At 69.1% G+C, this 17,159-nt stretch carries 15 protein-coding genes and 1 tRNA gene; 5 read left to right on the top strand and 11 right to left on the bottom strand.

Features of this window, described 5'->3' with window-relative positions:
• Positions 1-86: 86 nt before the first annotated feature.
• The 3 genes from QMO76_RS00080 to QMO76_RS00090 all read right to left on the bottom strand — a co-directional run bounded on the left by QMO76_RS00080 (position 87) and on the right by QMO76_RS00090 (position 2,203).
• Positions 87-584: a hypothetical protein gene (locus QMO76_RS00080; protein WP_306359050.1), complete on the bottom strand. Its 498-nt coding sequence runs from the start codon at positions 582-584 to the stop codon at positions 87-89.
• 3 nt (positions 585-587) lie between these two features.
• Positions 588-1,601, bottom strand: coding sequence for a TerC/Alx family metal homeostasis membrane protein (locus QMO76_RS00085; protein WP_306359051.1), 1,014 nt, complete (start codon positions 1,599-1,601; stop codon positions 588-590).
• 173 nt (positions 1,602-1,774) lie between these two features.
• A complete protein-coding gene (locus QMO76_RS00090) occupies positions 1,775-2,203 on the bottom strand; it encodes a nitroreductase/quinone reductase family protein (RefSeq protein ID WP_306359052.1) in 429 nt (142 codons plus the stop codon).
• A 191-nt stretch (positions 2,204-2,394) separates the two neighbouring features.
• Here QMO76_RS00090 and QMO76_RS00095 point away from each other — a divergent pair.
• Positions 2,395-2,468 (top strand) — tRNA-Ile (locus QMO76_RS00095).
• Between the two features lie 88 nt (positions 2,469-2,556).
• On the top strand, positions 2,557-3,990 hold the full coding sequence (locus tag QMO76_RS00100) for a hypothetical protein (protein WP_306359053.1): 1,434 nt from the start codon (positions 2,557-2,559) through the stop codon (positions 3,988-3,990).
• Here the strand turns inward: QMO76_RS00100 and QMO76_RS00105 are convergent.
• Positions 3,980-4,276 (bottom strand): putative quinol monooxygenase, encoded by a 297-nt coding sequence (locus QMO76_RS00105; RefSeq protein WP_306359054.1) that lies wholly within the window; start codon positions 4,274-4,276, stop codon positions 3,980-3,982. The genes QMO76_RS00100 and QMO76_RS00105 overlap by 11 nt on opposite strands.
• 5 nt (positions 4,277-4,281) lie before the next feature.
• Positions 4,282-5,334: an AraC family transcriptional regulator gene (locus tag QMO76_RS00110; protein ID WP_306359055.1), complete on the bottom strand. Its 1,053-nt coding sequence runs from the start codon at positions 5,332-5,334 to the stop codon at positions 4,282-4,284.
• Positions 5,335-5,582: 248 nt separating this feature from the next.
• On the opposite strand from QMO76_RS00110, the gene QMO76_RS00115 reads away from it, so the two are divergent.
• Positions 5,583-6,881 (top strand): aldehyde dehydrogenase family protein, encoded by a 1,299-nt coding sequence (locus QMO76_RS00115; protein ID WP_306359056.1) that lies wholly within the window; start codon positions 5,583-5,585, stop codon positions 6,879-6,881.
• A gap of 1 nt (position 6,882) precedes the next feature.
• Here the strand turns inward: QMO76_RS00115 and QMO76_RS00120 are convergent, their stop codons facing one another.
• The 4 genes from QMO76_RS00120 to QMO76_RS00135 all read right to left on the bottom strand — a co-directional run bounded on the left by QMO76_RS00120 (position 6,883) and on the right by QMO76_RS00135 (position 10,818).
• Positions 6,883-7,293, bottom strand: coding sequence for a PaaI family thioesterase (locus tag QMO76_RS00120; RefSeq protein ID WP_306359057.1), 411 nt, complete (start codon positions 7,291-7,293; stop codon positions 6,883-6,885).
• Positions 7,294-7,480: 187 nt separating this feature from the next.
• The gene (locus QMO76_RS00125; protein ID WP_306359058.1) at positions 7,481-9,112 is read right to left on the bottom strand and encodes an NAD(P)/FAD-dependent oxidoreductase; all 1,632 of its coding nucleotides are present in this window, start codon (positions 9,110-9,112) and stop codon (positions 7,481-7,483) included.
• Between the two features lie 85 nt (positions 9,113-9,197).
• Entirely contained in the window at positions 9,198-9,566 is a 369-nt protein-coding gene (locus tag QMO76_RS00130; protein ID WP_306359059.1) for a metalloregulator ArsR/SmtB family transcription factor, read from the bottom strand.
• Between the two features lie 4 nt (positions 9,567-9,570).
• Positions 9,571-10,818: an MFS transporter gene (locus QMO76_RS00135; RefSeq protein WP_306359630.1), complete on the bottom strand. Its 1,248-nt coding sequence runs from the start codon at positions 10,816-10,818 to the stop codon at positions 9,571-9,573.
• 122 nt (positions 10,819-10,940) lie between these two features.
• On the opposite strand from QMO76_RS00135, the gene QMO76_RS00140 reads away from it, so the two are divergent.
• Entirely contained in the window at positions 10,941-11,723 is a 783-nt protein-coding gene (locus QMO76_RS00140; protein ID WP_306359060.1) for a hypothetical protein, read from the top strand.
• 222 nt (positions 11,724-11,945) lie between these two features.
• On the opposite strand, the gene QMO76_RS00145 is transcribed toward QMO76_RS00140, so the two are convergent.
• Both QMO76_RS00145 and pabB read right to left on the bottom strand, forming a co-directional pair.
• Positions 11,946-13,667 (bottom strand): TerD family protein, encoded by a 1,722-nt coding sequence (locus QMO76_RS00145; protein WP_306359061.1) that lies wholly within the window; start codon positions 13,665-13,667, stop codon positions 11,946-11,948.
• An 81-nt stretch (positions 13,668-13,748) separates the two neighbouring features.
• Positions 13,749-15,908: an aminodeoxychorismate synthase gene (gene pabB, locus QMO76_RS00150; protein ID WP_306359062.1), complete on the bottom strand. Its 2,160-nt coding sequence runs from the start codon at positions 15,906-15,908 to the stop codon at positions 13,749-13,751.
• 115 nt (positions 15,909-16,023) lie between these two features.
• Here pabB and QMO76_RS00155 point away from each other — a divergent pair, with 115 nt between their 5' ends.
• Positions 16,024-17,088, top strand: a complete 1,065-nt coding sequence (locus tag QMO76_RS00155; RefSeq protein ID WP_306359631.1) for a phosphotransferase family protein — start codon at positions 16,024-16,026, stop codon at positions 17,086-17,088.
• Positions 17,089-17,159 lie beyond the last annotated feature (71 nt).

Genomic DNA, 17,159 nt, shown 5'->3' on the forward strand with positions numbered 1-17,159 from the left:
TTCCGGTAGCAGTGGCAGCTCCGGCTGCGGGGGTGGTGGCGGCGGTTGCGGGGGCGGCGGCAGCTGAACCACCGCCATCCGCATCGCTACCGCGCATCCGCCCGTAGCGATTCCTCGATCAGGGCGACGCGCTCCGCGGGAATACCCCACGGTCGCGCGACGCCCACCCGGGAATCCAGATCCCACAGCACACAGCTCTCACCGGGCCGGGCGACCATCGACCACGCCACCACGGTGCGGCCGAGCTGATCCGTCATGGGATCGACGACCGCGCCGCGGGAGCCCTCGCCCTCCGGAAAGTGGTGCAGGAAGCGCCCGTACGCGGTGCCGCAGAAGCGCTGGTACCGCAGCGTGCACAGGATGAGCCCGTGCCACGCCTCGTCCACGGCATGGGACGGCATGCCGATCACCTGATCGTCGCGCAACGCCGCGCCGCAGCACCGCAGCCACTGCCGCAGACCGGTTTCCACCAGCTCGCGCGGCTGCCAGGGGCAGGTCTTGAATATCGCGTCCGGGAGTTCCAGCGCGTCCACCGCACTGTTGATCCGGGCGATTCGAGGGCGATTGCCGAGTCCACGCAACACGATTCACCGTACGGCGGCACGGTCGCGGGTATCAAGGTCGCGCGTGGCGTACAGGCTGGTGAGCGTCACCGTCGTCAGCACCGCCACGATCACGCCCAGCGATGCCGGCGTCGGGATGGTCGGCACGCCGCTCCAGATGTCGTGGGCCCAGTGCAGCACCAGCTTCACGCCGATGAAGGCGAGGATGACGGCCAGGCCGTAGACCAGGTGCACCAGGCGCGTCAGCGCGGCGTGCAGCACGAAATACAGTGCGCGCAAACCGAGTAGCGCGAACGCGTTGGTGGCGAACACCAGGAACGGGTCACCCGTGACGCCGTAGACGGCCGGCACCGAGTCCACCGCGAACACCAGATCGGTGGCCATGACGGCGGCGACCACCAGCGCCAGCGGGGTCAGGGCGCGCTTGCCGTGCTCCACGATGGTCAGCCGGGTGCCGCGGTAGCCGTCGGTGACCGGCATGAACCTGCGCATCAGCCGCACCGACTTCATGGAGTTCACGTCGATCTCGGTCTCGCCGCCGCCGATAGCGTCGAGGATCAGCTTGATCGCGGTGACCAGCAGGATCAGTCCGAACAGCAGAAACGCCCAGTCCAGCGTGGCCAGCGCCGCCGCGCCCAGCGCGATGAAGATGCCGCGCAGCACCAGCGCGCCCGCGATGCCGAACAGCAGCACCCGCTGCGCCAGCGCCGCGGGCACCGCGAAGGCCGTCAACAGCAGCATGAAGACGAACAGGTTGTCCACCGACAGCGATTTCTCGAGCAGATAGCCGGTGAAGAACTCCACGCCCGGCGTGGAACCCCTACTCACCCACAGGTATACGCCGAACGCGACGGGCAGGGCGATGTAGAAGACGGTCCATCCCAGCGCCTCCCGCATGGACACCTCGTGCGGTCGTCGCGTCAGGACGAAATCCAGCACCAGCAGACCGAGCACGCCGACAATGGTCAACGCCCACAAACCGGGCGTACCAACGGATTCGACATTCGCGGAGGCGGCGAGCACAGATAGATCGGACAACGAGACTCCTCGGACATGGATAACCAGCCGAGGTCTCCTTCACCCGCGAGAGCCGCAGGTGATCATCCGGGGATCGCGACGGCGCGATCCGTACTGACCGGAGTGATGCTTGGGAAGTACTCCCCTCGCGGCCGAGAGTAGCCGACCCATAGCCCCGTGTCCAATTTGTCCGACTACCTGGGGCTGAGCACCACCACCGCGATCGGCCGCGACGTCTGCTGCTGATACGCGCTGTACCTGCCCTTGTTGACCTCGTCCACCAGCGCCCACCGCCGCGCGTACTCCGGATCCTCCGGATACGTGGCCCGTCCCGTCACCGGAATCCGTGTGGTCCCCACCTGAATCTCACAGTCCCCCTTGGCCTTCACATTCGCCAACCACCCCGGCGGCCGCGGCGACCCGCCATTGGACGCGGTAACCAGATAGTCCTTCCCATCCCGCGCATAGGTCAACGCATTCGTCCGCTCCACCCCCGTCTTCCGCCCCACCGTCCGCAACAGCAGCGTGGGGTTGCCGAACAACAGCCGATGCCCCACCACACCCCCGCTCTTCTCGTAGAGCCACTGGTGGGCCCGCAGCACCCTCGTGAACAGACTGGCCATCGAATCCTCCTGCACTCGGTCGGATCGGGACCGAAAGCAACCGCCTCCGGTCCAGCCCGAGTCTTCCACGATCATTCGGCACGCGCGGGCACCCGATCGGCACGGGATTCACGCCCCGGGCGGGGCGGAGTAGGCATCAACGCGCCCGAAGCGATAACATCACCCGAGCCCGCGCAGGAATGCGGCGGTCAGGGGCGGTAGCTCAGTCGGTTAGAGCCGTGGACTCATAATCCATTGGTCGCGGGTTCGAGCCCCGCCCGCCCCACTCACGTCCCGCCTATCGGGCAACCGTGAGCCGCTTGCCGTCCGAACGGACGGCTTTGTGTCGGCCGTCCGAACTAGTGTTGTCCGATGTGGGACTCGATAGCGCGAACAACCTGGTCGAGGCGGTCGAACGGCTTCGCGTGGCGGGGCCGCGGGACCGTCCGGTGCGTCATCAGGGGCTGACATTGCTGTGGGCCATCGGACGCGCGCGGCAGGGTCTGCCCCGCTTGGTGCGCTGGTCTGAGGCGCGTGATGAAATCGCCTATCTCATGCAGGAATTCGGTCGCCCGGAGAGTTCGATTACCCCGGAATATCCGTTCGTAGCGCTCGCTCATACCGAGTTGTGGGAACTGGCCGGGCTGACGGTCGAGGTTCCGAAGGCGCACGGTTCGGTCTCGGGCTGGCTCAACAGGCACGATCCGAGCGGTGGGCTGACAGCTGACGCGTATCGAGCCCTGAGCGACGACGCGGCCGTGGCATCGCGTGTCGTGCGGGCCCTCCTCTCGCGATTCTTCGACGAGGGTGACGAGACGGCTCTCCTTGCAGCGGTCGGGCTGGAGGCGTTGCCGATCGACCGCGTGAGCGCGGGAGGCTCATCGCCGAAAACGGCTCAACGTCCGCCCAACTGGACCTGGAGTGAACTGGTTCTCGCGTGTGAACTGACTGCCGACAATGATTGGCATGAACTGGATGTCGGTCATGACGCGGTGCGGGCCCTGTCGGAGCTGCTGCAGCGGTTGCCGATTCATCCGCGGTCGGTTCGTGGGGCGAACTTTCGGACCCCGTCGTCGGTACGCCGAAAGATGACCAATCTGGCGCACTGTCACCCGGATTCGGGACGCCAGAACAGCCATTACGGGACTCTCGACCAAGAGGTCGTCGCTGCATTTCTCGAGCGGCCGGACGAGCTGCGTGCATTCGCCGATCGCATCCGGCGAAGTATCGGTCCTTCCGATGTGGCCCATCAGAGTTCGGCGACGGCCGAACCTTCCGCCGATGCGGGCCGATGGGCACAGTTCAAGCCGAAATCGGACATCGCGTATGTCGCAGCGGTGAAGGCCGATATCCAGCTCCGGGGCCGGTCCCACGAGCGGCTTGTCCGCGAGTACGGACTTGCCGTCCGAGCGATGGGTTTCATCGCTGCCACCAATGTCCATCCACGAGATCTGACGCTTCGAAAGGGCAGCAGACAGTGGCTTGTCGAGGTCAAGGTCGTCTATCAGGGCAATGCCACCGAGGCAGTGCGAGCCGTCGTCGGTCAACTGCTCCAATACCGGTACTTCCTGCACGGGCCGACGGCAGCGGTCGATTTGCTGGCAGTGTTCAGTGAGTCGATCGGGTCCGCGTTCGTCGACTTCCTGGAGTCCTTGGGTATTCGCTCGGTGTGGCCCGAGGGAGATTCCTGGAACGGTTCGCCCGCTGCGTGGGCCGACGGGCTCTGTACCACAGGCTCGAAGGCGCTGGTTACCCAGGATCACGGTATCGGTGGTCACCACGACGTTCCGGCCGGATTCAGCCGATAGTGCGCAGCAGCGCGGTCCTGGGGGGCTCACGCAGCACGCTGATCGCCTCATCCATCCCGTTCTCGGCGGCGTCCTTCATGTGGGCGTGAAAGGCTTCCGCGTTCTCCCATGTTTGGATGGCGTAGAACGTGCCCGGGTCGTTGAGATCCTCGTACTCCGTGGAGCCGATGAGGCCAGGCTTCTCCGAGGTCTGGATGGCGTGCAGCAGTGAATCGCGCGCCTGCTGCTCCTGGCCGGCGTTCGCGTGGATTTCGATGAGGACGGTCACGGTCTCCTGGTTGCTCATGGTTCTCAGGCTCCCACGCGGACCGTGGCCCGGCCGCGGTTGATGCGGGCGAAGTGGCCGGGGGACTGGCCTTTCCAGGAGCGGAATGCCGAGCCGAAGGCGGAGACGCTGGAGTAGCCGAGGCGGTCGGCTACCTGCTCGACGGTGAGACCGGCGACGAGCAGTTCCTCGGCGAGCATGCCGACCGTTTCGTTGCTCAGTTCGCGGAAGGTGGTGCCCTCGTCGGCGAGACGGCGGCGCAGGGTGCGGACGCTGATATCGAGGTCGGCGGCGATGTGGGTCTGGTCGGCGACGCCGCCGCGGCGGATGAGCAGTTTGCGGACCTGGCCGCTGACGCCGACGCGGCTGCGGCGGCGCTCCATGAGGTCGGCGCACTGCTGCTCGTAGTAGCGGGCGGTGGCGGTATTCGCTTGGGGGAGCGGCATATCCAGTGTGCTCGCCGGGATGACCAGATAGCTGGTGTCGGCTTCGAAACGCATGTCGTCCACGCCGAAGATGGCCCCGAACATCTCGTAGATGGGGTGCGGTGCGACGGTTACCTCCACCCGCACGACGGGGAGTTTGGTGGACAGCAGATCCTGCTGCACCGTCGCGACGGCGGCCAGGTCCCGCTCCAGCGCGAAGGTGCGGATATCGGGCGGCAGCGCGTGATCGTCGCGCAGCACCCAGAACTCGTCGTCGATCCGGCGGGTGGACAGCCGGGCGGCGGTGAAGGACAGGTCGGCGTAGCGGGTGGCGATGTCGACCGCGTGGCCGAAGGTCGGGCAGGTCATGAGCGCGAAGCCCAGTACGCCCATACTCGGCGGATGGCACAGCAGGCCGGCCAGCAAACCCTGGCCGGGTTCATCCCCCACGCCGCGCACCACATTGCGCATGAGCGTGATCTCCTGGCCGAGGGTGATCTCGGCGGTGGGTTCGCTCAGATCGCACTCGCGGATGCCGGTATCGCGCAGCACCTCGGACAGTCCGAGCCCCCGGGTGCTCGCGAAGTCCGCCAACAGGGCCGCACCGACGATGGAGCGCAATCGAGTAGGTTGGTCCGCCCTGTCCGTGTCCATGGTGAAATCGTCTCAGAATCCGCCCTGCCGGTGGTTCGGATTCGGTGACGATTCGGTCGCCGGTACGGCCGATATTCGCCGGTTCCTGGCCCATTGTGCGCTGTTCGGGCGTACCCGGCGAACGTACGGTGACTTTATGCCGCACCGCGAGCGGCGGGTCATCCGCCCCGGTAGTCGCCCAGTGTGCCCCCGACTCACCCGATCGCGGTGCGGTACTTCCATTCCCGATTCGTCTGAAGTGAGCTGGAATGCCGCATACGAAAACCGTCCGGGAATCGTCGATCACTGTACATTCCCCCGATGACGGCCGACCGGTCGGAACTGTTTGGGTGGATTCACCCGAGCAGGTGAGCGCCGCGGTGAATCGCCTCCGGGACGCCCAGATTCCCTGGCGCGCAATGGGTGTCATCGGCCGCCTGCACTGGCTGACCCAATTCCGCGAATGGCTGCTGGACAGTGACGACGCCATCACCGAATTGCTGGCGAGCGAGACCGGAAAGTCGGTATCGGCGGCGCGCCGGGAATTCGACCTGGCCGTCGAGGCCATCGACTACCACCGCAGCCACGGCGCGGAATTCCTTGGCGTGCAACGCCCTCGGGCGCACAGCATGCCGTCGCTGGGCGTGCACCTGTCGATCTCCTACCGCCGCTGCGCGGTGGTGGGCGTGATCGCGCCCTGGACCTACCCGCTGGCGCTCAGCCTCTTCGACGCCGTACCGGCGCTGCTGTCGGGCTGCGCGGTGATCGTCAAACCGTCGAGCGTGACGCCGCTGACCGCCAACGAGGTGGTGTCGGGGTGGGCGCGCATCGGCGCGCCGGCGGTGTTCACCACCGCGCTCGGCCCGGAGGCCGGGCCCGCCGTCCTCGACACCGTCGACCACGTGCACTTCACCGGCTCGGCCGATACCGGCAAGGTGGTGGCGCTGCGTGCCGCGAGTCGGCTGATCCCGTGCCGACTCGGCCTGGGCGGCAAATCCACGGCGATCGTGCTCGCCGACGCCGATCTCGATCGCGCCGCCGCCGCGGTGGCCCTGGGCGGTCTCGCCGAATGCGGGCAGGGGTATCACAGCATCGAGCGCGTCTTCGTCGAAGCCGCGGTCTATGAGGCGTTTCTCGACAAACTCGCCACCGAGGTGGCGGCCTTCGGGGCCGAGGACCCCGAGGACACCGACCCCTATGTCATGACCTCCGCGGCCCACGTCCGCTTCGTGGCCGGACAGGTCGAGGACGCGGTGACCAAGGGCGCGTCGGTGCGCATCGGCGGGACGGGCGCGGGCAACCGGTTCGAGCCGACGGTCCTCGCCGACACCGATCCGGCCATGGCGGTGATGACGCAGCAGACCCTCGGACCGGTGCTGCCGGTCATGCCGGTCGCCGATGTGGAAGAGGCGATCGAGCGCACCGCGCTGCCCTGGTGCGGGCCGAGCGTGAGCGTCTGGACCACCGACGACGCGACCGGCGGATACGTCCGGGCGCGGCTGACGGCTCCGGAGGTGACCGTGAACGACGTGTCGGTGCACCTGACGCCTCCGGGGCTGGCCCGCTAGCTCAGAGCACGGCTTGCGTCTGGGTGACCTTCGCGACGAGTTTTCCTTCGTCGTCGTGGATCTCCGTCTCCACCACGATGAGACCGCGGCCGGTGTGCAGCGGCCGCGCGGTGGCGGTGGCATGGCCGGAGCGGACGGCACGCAGGAAGTTCGTCTTGGACTCGACCGTGGTCGTCCCGGCCTTGCCCTCGGGCAGGTTCAGGTACGCGCACACCGCCCCGGTCGAGTCGGCCAGCGCCATCAGCACGCCGCCGTGCAGCGCACCGCCCAGGGTGCACAGGGATTCGTCCCAGGCCAGGCGGCTGCGCACCTGCTCGGCGCGACTGTCGAGCACCTGCACGCCGAGTCGTTCGGTGAAGGGCATGGACTGGTGGAACAGGGCGGTACCGGCGGTGTCGATCGTGGTGGTCATGGCATCGAGCCTGCCGGATAGGCGTGCGCGGGTCGATTACCCCCGAGGTAATGCCGCCGCGTAGTGCCGCCGCGCCGGTGCTCGCCCGCGTCGCTGCGATTGGCTTGGCGCAATTCTCAGCGGCGTCACCGGCACGCGACAGCTGCGGCTGCCCGGTGTCGGACTGACCGCGTTGTCCGGCTGACCGTTAGCGGCGCAGCGCGAAGCCCGGATAGCCGTTCGCACGCTCGGCGTCACAGCGGCGGCGGTAGTTGCCGAAGCCGCCGATGTAGGGCATGAACACCCGCTTCTTACCGTCCACATTGGCACCGATGTACCAGGAGTTGGCGCGCACGAACAGGGTACCCTCCGCCACCTCGGTGAGGTGGTCGGTCCATTCCGCCGCGGCCTCCGGGCGGGCCTCCACCCGGGTGACGCCGGTGGCGCGGCAGTGGTCGATGAGCGCGAGCACCCAGTCCAGCTGCTGTTCGGAATGCAGCGCCATATTCGCCATCACCGAGGGGGTTCCGACGCTGTTGACGCTGAACATGTTGGGAAAGCCGGGAATTCCGAAGCCGAGATAGGTGACCGGGCCGTCGGCGAAGGCTTCGTGCAGTCGAATCCCGTTCGCGCCCCGTGGATCCACGCGCAGCAGCGCGCCGGTCATGGCGTCGAACCCGGTGGCGTAGACGATGGCGTCGAACTCCAGGAACCGTTCGCCGGTGCGGATACCGGTGGCGGTGATCTCCTCGATGGGCTCGCGGCGCAGGTTCACCAGGTCGACGTGCGGCTCGTTGAACATCTCGTAGTAGCCGACGTCGGTGCAGATGCGCTTGGTGCCGATGGGGTGGTCGGTGGGAATGAGATCGGCCGCGACAGCCGCGTCGGCGACCTTGGCCCGAATCTTGGCCTCGGCGAACTCGCGCACGATGTCATTGGCGGCCAGATCGCTGTTCTGGTCCGGGAAGACCTTGTTGAACAGCACGCCGCCCTCGTTCCAGCGCTGTTCCATGGCCGCCAGGCGTTCGGATTCGCTCAGCTCCAGGGCCTTGGTCTGGATGCCGGCGTGCGGGGTGGCGGCGGGGGCGTAGTAGGACTTCGCGCGGCGCTCGGCGTAGGTCGCGCGGATACCGCTCTGTTCCTCCTCGGTCCACGGCCGGTTGGGCATGGGCACGCTGTAGTTCGGCGAGCGCTGGAAGACGGTGAGGGCGGCGGCCGCCCGCGCCAGCAGCGGCGAGACCTGGATGCCGGAGGAGCCGGTGCCGATCACGGCGACCCGTTTGCCGGTGAGATCCGCGCCCGCCCGCGGCCAGCGGGCGGTGAACAGCTCGACGCCCCGGAAGTTGTCGGCCCCCGGGATGTTCGGGCGGATGGGTTCGGACAGGCAGCCGGTGGCGAAGATGACGAAGCGGGCGGTGACGGAGTCGCCGCCGTCGGTGCGCACCGTCCAGGTGGCGGTCGGCTCGTCGAATTCCGCCGCGGTGACGCGGGCGCCGAACCGGTAGTGCCGCCGCAACTCGTAGCGGTCGGCCACATGCCGCAGGTAGGCGTGGATCTCCGGCTGCGCCGCGAAGCGTTCGGTCCACGTCCAGCTCTGCTGCAATTCCGGATCGAAGGAGTACGAGTAGTCCACGCTCTCCACATCGCAGCGTGCGCCCGGATACCGGTTCCAGTACCAGGTGCCGCCCACATCGTCGCCCGCCTCGATGCCGAGCACGGTCAGACCCGCCCGCACCGCCTGGTGGACCCCGTAGAGCCCCGCGAACCCCGCCCCGACGATCACCACGTCGTATCGGCCGTCCGCCTCGCTGTTGGAGTGCATGCTCGCCCTCTCGCCCATTCGTCTCGAGTATTTCGAATAGGCATATGGTCGAGCGGGTCGGCGCGCCGCCGCGACCCTTCGTCCCACTGATCAGGAGCGTGGGCTACTCGTGCGGCGGTTCGCCGGTCACCACGTGGTCGGCGTGGTTGAGCCCCTCGCGCACCAGTCGCGCCAGATGCCCGTCCCGCAGCCGGTAGATGATCCGCCGCCCCTCGCGGCGGGTTTCCACCATTCCGCTGAAGCGCAGTTTGGCCAGGTGCTGGCTGACCGCGGTGCGATTGGCTCCGACCGCCTCGGTCAGCGCCGTCACATCGGCCTCGGACTCGGCGAGAATCCAGAGGATGTGCAGCCGGGTGGGATCGGAGAGCATGCGGAAGGTCGAGGTCGCGGCATCCAGGCGGGCCTGGTCCGGGGCGATCGGATGGCTGAGGCTGGCAGCGGATTCCGCGGCCGGAATACCCTTGCGCGCCATCAGCTCACCTTCCTGCCGAGACCGTCCCTTCCACGCCCGCCGGTGCGGACACCGGCCACAACCGGGCGGTCGCCGTAGCCGCAAGTGTAGCGATCGCCGCCAGCACGACCGCCGTCACGAACAGCCCGCCGTCCGGATATGCCAGCTCGACCAGCGGGCCCGTCCACCCCGCGATCGGGTAGGTGAGCAGAAACGCCGCGTGCGACAGCGAGAACTGGGCGGTGAACACGGCTGTGCGATCGTCGGGCGTGGACTCCGCGCGCAGCAGCCGTGCGGACGGTGTGTTGATCATCGAGGTCCCCGCGCCCAGTGTGATCCAGACGCCGACCAGGAGCGGCCAAGCCGGTAGCGGGCCCAGCGCGATGGCGGCGGCCAGGCCGATCGCCAGCAGCCGGGTTCCGGTGAGCATGAGCCGCCGGTCCCCGAGCACGGCCAGCAGGCGCGGCGTGGTCAGCGCCACGGCCATGGAACCGAAGCCGTAGCAGCCGAGGCTCATCGCCACCGCGGTCGCGGTGCCGTGCAGCGACCCCCGCACGTACACGACGGTGTTCACCACGACCAGCGCCGTCGCCGCGGCCACCGTGAGATTCATGGCCAGCAGCGCGCGCAGCACGGGCCGAGCCAGCATGATCCGTGCGCCCGCGGTGATCCGATCCGAGAGGGGACGGGCCGCCGTCACCGGAGTGGGCCGGGGGAGCGCGGTGCCCACCACCAGGGCGGCCGATATCGCGAAACCCGCTGCGGTGCCGACGAAGAGCAGGTTGTAGCTCATCACCGCCAGCAGCGCGGCGGCCAGCACCGGACTCAGCAGTGACTCCAGGTCGTAGGCCAGCCGCGACAGCGACAGCGCGCGGGTGTACTGCCGCTCCTCGCTCAGGATCGCGGGAATCACGGCCTGGAAGGCGGGGGTGAAGGTCGCCGAGGCGGCCTGTAGGACGAAGATCAGCGCGTAGATCTGCCACACCTGTGTCACGAACGGCAGCAGCAGCGCGACTCCGGCCCGCACCGCATCCGCCGAGACCAGCAGTGCTCGGCGCGGCACCTGTTCGGCCAGGGCCGAGATCACCGGGGCCACAAGGACATACGCCACCATCTTGATGGCCAGCGCGGTGCCGAGCACCGCCCCGGCGCGACTGCCCGCGATGTCGTAGGCCAGCAGGCCCAGGGCCACGGTGAGCAGGCCGGTGCCGATCAGCGCCACCACCTGTGCGGTGAACAGGCGGCGGAACGGCCGGTGCCGTAGAACCTCCATCACGCCGCCCACTATAAGCCAATATGTGCGCAGTTGTGCACATGATGGCGGATTCTCGCCGCCCGCGACGCGGGTCGCGGCGATATCACTCGGTGCGACGGCGCACCGCCTATCCTCGCGGTATGGGGAGGAACTCCGCGGTCCCGTACCTGGTAGCCCTGGTAGCCCTGGTCGCCTCCCTGCTCGCGGGCTGTGCCGAATCCGGTACGGCCCAGCCGGTCTCGGCGCGCTCCGGGGCCGTCGAGGTGCGGCGGTCGGAGACGGTCTCGCGGGTGCCCGCGTCCGAAGGGCCGCCCGCGTGCGGCGCTCTCGGCGTCCCGGCCGGCCCGCCGGACTGCCGGCTGCGCGCCCGCGATCCGGTCGGCCTCGCCTTCACGGTCCGGCGGACCGCCGTGGATGGGCGGACCGATGCGACCATCGAGGTCGCCACGCCCGACGGCACCCCCACACAGACCCTCGTCGAGCGCGATATCCGGCATCCCTCCGATCCGAGCCTGCGCGATATCGACGGTGACGGCCGCGAGGAGCTGATCGTTCCGCTGCACCTCGCCACGCCGAACACCCGCTACGCCGTCTATCACGCCTCGGGGGCGGCCACCGAGCTGCGGCGGGCCGGTGAACTCACCGGCGTCGCGATCGACACCACCGACGACGGCCAGGTGGCGTCCACCGCCCGCGACGCCGAGCAGACCTGGTCGGTCGGATTCTGGCGTTTCGCGGACGGCGAGCTGACCCCCGTCGTCACCGCCCGGGTGCGCCTGGACACCGACGGCACCCGCGTCACCGGAAGCTCGTGCACGGTGGTGGACGACGGCGGATTGCCCGCCACGGGCCTGCCCTCGCTGGTGGAGGCCCGGGAACGGTTCTGTGCCGAACCGGTGGTACTACGTATTCTCCGGGGCTGAATATCCGGGCTGGATTAGGTAATCCCCCGGATGTGACCTCGTCCGGGCCTGGATGAGGGTGGACGTACAACAGAACAGGCTTCCTCGGCATACCGCCGACGTGGCCACCGGAATCGGAGGACCACCGCCTCGCCGACGACGTCGAGGCCAGCGCAATGGGGCGCGGTAATCCAACGATCCAACCGGTCGGTTACGGGCGGTTGCCGGGACCGCCCGGCACAACTAGATACGCGCGCCCTTGGAGCGGTTGCAGGCGCGGCACAGGATCTGCAGATTCGCCGCACTGGTCGCCCCGCCCCGGCTGAGCGGAATGATGTGGTCGAACTCCAGATAGTGGCTGTCGCCGCACTCCACGCACTTGCCGCCGTCGCGCTGCCACACCTCCGCCTTGACCTCCTGGGGGATGCTGCGGGTATCCCGCTGCCCCGGGGTGAGGGCGAGGCGCTTGGCCACCCGCAGCGCGCCCTCCAGACTGGCGGCCGTGTAATCCGGATCGGCGACGTCGAAGGTCGCGCCGCCGCGCGCCGAGGTCGCGGCCAGCACCACCCGACCGTTCTCCGAGATCACCGACACCACGCGCGCCCAGGGCATTTCTATACCGGTGTCGCTGCCGACGAAGCGCAACTTCTTGTTGCTGCAGATCAGCCTGCCCTCGGTGTGCTTCGGTCCGCGCGACAGCTGGCGGATGTGGATGGCGGGCACATCCAGGTGCACCTTCTCCTCCGGATCGAGATGCAGGCCCACCGCCCGCACCACCGGCAGATCCCCGGCCCGCAGCCGGGACAGCGTATGCCCGCGCTGCATGCGCCGCCGCAGATCCTCGATGAGCGGCCCGATCAGGGCCAGTTCGCCGACCGCCGCGTCGAAGGCGTCGCGCTCGGCCTGCTCGATCACCCCGTCGGCGAACGCGAACGCCACCAGGCGTTCCACATGGTCGTGCCCGACCGGCCGCAACCGCTCTAGCCCCAGCGCCTGGTCGATGCGCTGATACCGCAGCGCCGTCCACAGCCCCTCCCACTCCGCGCCGTGCGTGCCCGTCGTGCGCAGCACCCGCGCGGCCCGCTGCACCCACTCGTCGAGGTACTCGTCGATCAGGTCCGCGCACTCCCGGCACGGTGCGGGCCGCCCGAACAACCGCCACCGTCGCGGCCGCCCGCACCGCGGACAGTGCCGCGCGTCGGCGGGCGGCACCGGCCGCACCGAACTGGTCCACCGGGTCCCGTCCCACCAGCGCAGCCGTGCGGGGTCCTCGGGGTCCGCGTGCCAGTCCGCGCGCTCCGGATGCGGTGGCGGCAGCAGCAGCGGCGGGGCCTCCCGGGTTTCCCGCTCCAATGACAGCCCGGGCCGCATCCGTCGCTCCCACGGCGCGGCCCCGCCCGCCCGCGGCCCCGCCATCTCGTGTCGCGCCGCGGCGGCATCCGCGTGCTCCGGCGTCTCCCCGTCGTCGTCGACCTCGACGCCGAACTCGGTGACGATGCCCGCCAGCCCGCTCGCCCACCCCTGGGCGATGGCGCGGAAGCGCCACTGCCCGTCGCGGCGGTAGAACTCGCCGAACATCATGGCCCGCACCGATTCCGCGTCGTCGATCTCGAACCAGGCCACCGGGCGGCTGTGGTCGAAGACGGTGAGCACCAGACCGTGGATCTCGGTGAAGGAGTCGGCGTCCACGGAGCCGGTGAGGACGATGCGGGTGATATCGGACTCGGTGCGGGGGAGGGAGACCGACAGGCGTGCGGTGCCGGGGGCGGGCGCCTGGTCCAGGGTGACCGCCTGGGATATGTGACGGGGCGCGTTGAAGAAGACGAAGTCCCGGTCGGAGCGCACCCGGCCGCCATCGGTGAGCAGCAGGGCGTGCGCGTCCACCTCGTGTTCCGAGTGCCACGAAAGGACAACGGTCAGAAGCGATGTCGGCACCGGCGCATGGCCACCCCTGATCAGTTTCATCGTGATCGAACTATGCCATGTGGCTCCGACACGCCACACGGCCGAATAGAACCGAGCGGTCCGCGAACAGCCGAACAGCCGTCAGGCGGAGGGCAGGGGTGCGCGCGGCGCGACGCCGATACCCGGCAGGGCGCGCAGCGCGGCGGCGGCCTTCCAGACCATCTCGTGGTACTCGTCCTCGGGATCGGAGTCGAGGACGACGGCTCCGCCCGCGCCCACGCGCCAGCGGCCGTGCCGGCGCACCGCGGTGCGGATGACGATATTCAGATCGGCGGTGCCGCCGAGACCGAGGAACCCGATGGTGCCGGAGTAGACGCCGCGGGCCTCGGTCTCCAGACCGTCGATGATCTCCATGGTGCGCAGTTTCGGGGCCCCCGTCATGGAACCGCCGGGAAAGCAGGCGCGGACGCAGTCGATCACGTCGTGGTCGGCGCGCAGGGTGCCGCGAACGGTCGAAACCAGTTGGTGCAGGGTGGTATATGTCTCGACCGCCATCAGCTTGGGCACGTGCACGGTGCCGATCTCGCACACCCGGCCCAGATCGTTGCGCAGCAGATCCACGATCATGAGGTTCTCCGCGCGGGTCTTCGGGCTGCTGGCCAGTTCCGCCGCCAACTGCTCGTCCTCGGCGGCGGTGAGTCCACGCGGCGCGGTGCCCTTGATGGGCTTGGACTCCACCGTGCGCGTGCGGTCGATCTTGAGGAAGCGCTCGGGGGAGGAGCAGGCCACCTCCAGCCCCGGGAAGCGCAGGAAGGCCGCGTACGGGGCGGGATTGCTGCGGCGCAGGGTGCGGTAGACGTCGAGACCGTCGGAATCGGCGGGGAGATAGGCGCTGTCGGTAATGCAGATCTCGTACGACTCGCCCGCGCGCAACTGCTCCCGGCAGGCCGCGACATCGGCGAGATACCGCGCCCGCCCCCGGGTCAGCAGCGGCGCGACCGTCCGCTCCTCCGCGACCAGTTCCAGGACGGGCGGGTTCTCCCAGGAGGGCAGCGCGGCCACGACGGCGCGCGTGGCGGTGAGCCAATCCCGCGCGGCCCGAACCGATTCCGCGCCCGGCTCGGCCAGCGCCAGCAGATGAGTGCGGTCCGCCTCGTGGTCGACGACGATCAGCCGGTCGGCGAACACCCACTGCGCGTCCGGGGCGGGGGCGCGGTGCGCCGCCGCCGCACCGCAGTCCGCCTTCATCTCGTAGCCGAGGTAGCCCACGTAGCCGCCGACGAAATCGAAAGGAACCGAAGGGAATTCGATGCGGCGACGGCGTAGCTCGCGGGACAGGTAGTCCAGCACCCCGCCCGCGACCCGGCGTCGGCCGCCCGCCGACTCCACCTCCACGCTGCCCGCGCCGACCCGGTACCGCACCACCTCGGCCAGTGGGCCCGAGGCGTCCCCGAGGAAGGAGAATCGGTCCAACCCGGGCTCCACATGCTCGCTGTCGAGCCAGAACGCCGTCCCCGAATTCCGGTACAGCCGCAGGAATACCGCCTCGGCGTCCAGTGCCCGCTCGATGGTCGCGTGCTCGACCCGGTACTCGACGGTCGCCGTATCCGCACGCACCTTCGGCAGTCGCTGCGCGGCACGGCTTTCCGGGGCCACGACGTCGCGGCGTTCCGCCGCGGCGGGGCTCGCGACCCCGCCCCGGCCGGTGGTGCGGGCACCGGCCGCCGCCGTCAGCCGCGCGAAGTTCCGCAGCAGCGCCCGTCCGTGCTCGCTCGCGACGGATTCCGGATGGAACTGCACCCCCCACTGCGGACGGCTCCGATGCCGCACCCCCATGACCACCCCGTCCGGTGTGGTCGCCGTGACTTCGAGCGCCTCCGGCAGCGGCCGGGCCGCGCTCAGCGAGTGGTACCGCACGGCGGTGAAGTCCTGCGGTATGCCCGCGAACAGATCCCGCCCGTCGTGGGTGACGCGATCGGGGTAGCCGTGTCTCGGCTCGGGGGCCGCGGCCACCACGCCGCCCGCCGCGAGCACGATGCCCTGATGGCCCAGGCAAACGCCCAGCAGCGGCAGCTCGCCGCGGGCGATGAGCGCCGCGGAGACGCCGAAATCGCGGGGCACGTCCGGTCGGCCCGGTCCGGGGGAGATGACGATGTTGTCGAAGGATGCCAGCTCCAAGGCGCTCGGATCGTCGACCTCGTCATTGCGCACGACCACGGGTTCGATCCCGTTCACCTCGCTGATCAGCTGATACAGGTTGTAGGTGAACGAGTCGTAGTTGTCGATCAGGAGCGTGCGCATTTGCCTGGCAGACTACGCCGCCCGGTGCCGGACACCGCACTCCGACCTGCGTGAACATGGCAGCCGCCACTACTGCTGGCATATGCCTTCAGTTGTGCTGGACGGCTGCGGCACAATGTGGGGCATGTCTGAAGTGCAGCCGGTCGCAGTGGATCGAGATGTCGTCGACTTCGCGATCATCGGGAAGTGGATGGACGAGCAGGGCTTGCCCGCCGGGGAATTCGAGGATGTGCGCCCGCTCGGCGGCGGCACCCAGAACATCATGCTGCGCTTCCGCCGCGGCGGTCGTGACTATGTGCTGCGGCGCGGACCCCAGCATCTGCGAGCGGCCAGCAATTCCGTCATCAATCGCGAATCGCGCATTCTCGGCGCACTCGACGGCACCGGCATCCGCGCGCCCCGGGTGATCGCCGCCTGCCCCGACGAATCGGTGCTCGGCGCGTCCTTCTACCTCATGGAGCCGGTCGTCGGCTTCAATCCGCAGAACGAACTGCCCGAGTTGCACGCGGGCGATCCCGAGGTGCGGCGGCGGATGGGGCTGTCGGCGGTGGAGGCCATCGCCCGCCTCGGCTCCCTCGATCACGAGGCGCTCGGGCTGGGCGACTACGGCAAGCCGGAGGGCTTCCTGGAACGCCAGGTGCCGCGCTGGCTGTCCGAACTCGACTCCTACAGCGCCAACGCGGGCTATCCGGGTCCGGAGATCCCTGGCGTGGAGCGCGTCGGGGAGTGGTTGGACCGCAACCGCCCCGCCCGGTGGCGGCCCGGCATCCTGCACGGCGATTGCCACCTCGCCAATATGATGTTCTCCTTCGACGGTCCCGAGGTGGTGGCGATGGTCGACTGGGAGATGTCCACCATCGGCGATCCGCTGCTGGACCTGGGCTGGCAGATCGCCACCCGGCCCGAGCCCGGCACCACGGGCGCGGCCCTGGTCGGCAGCCTCGGCGCGGTCGGCGGCCTGCCCACGCCGGAGGAGATGATCGCCCACTACGGCCGGTTCTCCGACCGCGACCTGAGCGATGTCACCTGGTACACGGTGCTGGCCTGCTTCAAGCTCGGCATCGTGCTGGAGGGCACCCACGCCCGCGCCTGCGCCGGGAAGGCCCCCGCGCAGGTCGGCGATTTCCTGCACGCCATCACCCTGGAGCTGTTCGAGAAGGCGCATCAGCTGATGGAGTGAGCCGCGCTGTCGGAATCTTGCCGAGGGGTGGCAGTAAATTGGTGGCCGGAAAACTAGTGCCAGGATAGGTT

The organism is Nocardia sp. CC227C (assembly GCF_030767025.1).
Classification (GTDB): Bacteria; Actinomycetota; Actinomycetes; order Mycobacteriales; family Mycobacteriaceae; genus Nocardia.

Coding starts and splice junctions, on each gene's coding strand:
- QMO76_RS00090 (WP_306359052.1), bottom strand. CDS start 2,203: ATGGCCAGTCTGTTCACGAGGGTGCTGCGGGCCCACCAGTGGCTCTAC.
- QMO76_RS00105 (WP_306359054.1), bottom strand. CDS start 4,276: ATGAGCAACCAGGAGACCGTGACCGTCCTCATCGAAATCCACGCGAAC.
- QMO76_RS00110 (WP_306359055.1), bottom strand. CDS start 5,334: ATGGACACGGACAGGGCGGACCAACCTACTCGATTGCGCTCCATCGTC.
- QMO76_RS00115 (WP_306359056.1), top strand. CDS start 5,583: ATGCCGCATACGAAAACCGTCCGGGAATCGTCGATCACTGTACATTCC.
- QMO76_RS00120 (WP_306359057.1), bottom strand. CDS start 7,293: ATGACCACCACGATCGACACCGCCGGTACCGCCCTGTTCCACCAGTCC.
- QMO76_RS00125 (WP_306359058.1), bottom strand. CDS start 9,112: ATGGGCGAGAGGGCGAGCATGCACTCCAACAGCGAGGCGGACGGCCGA.
- QMO76_RS00130 (WP_306359059.1), bottom strand. CDS start 9,566: ATGGCGCGCAAGGGTATTCCGGCCGCGGAATCCGCTGCCAGCCTCAGC.
- QMO76_RS00135 (WP_306359630.1), bottom strand. CDS start 10,818: ATGGAGGTTCTACGGCACCGGCCGTTCCGCCGCCTGTTCACCGCACAG.
- QMO76_RS00140 (WP_306359060.1), top strand. CDS start 10,941: ATGGGGAGGAACTCCGCGGTCCCGTACCTGGTAGCCCTGGTAGCCCTG.
- QMO76_RS00145 (WP_306359061.1), bottom strand. CDS start 13,667: ATGAAACTGATCAGGGGTGGCCATGCGCCGGTGCCGACATCGCTTCTG.
- pabB (WP_306359062.1), bottom strand. CDS start 15,908: ATGCGCACGCTCCTGATCGACAACTACGACTCGTTCACCTACAACCTG.
- QMO76_RS00155 (WP_306359631.1), top strand. CDS start 16,024: ATGTGGGGCATGTCTGAAGTGCAGCCGGTCGCAGTGGATCGAGATGTC.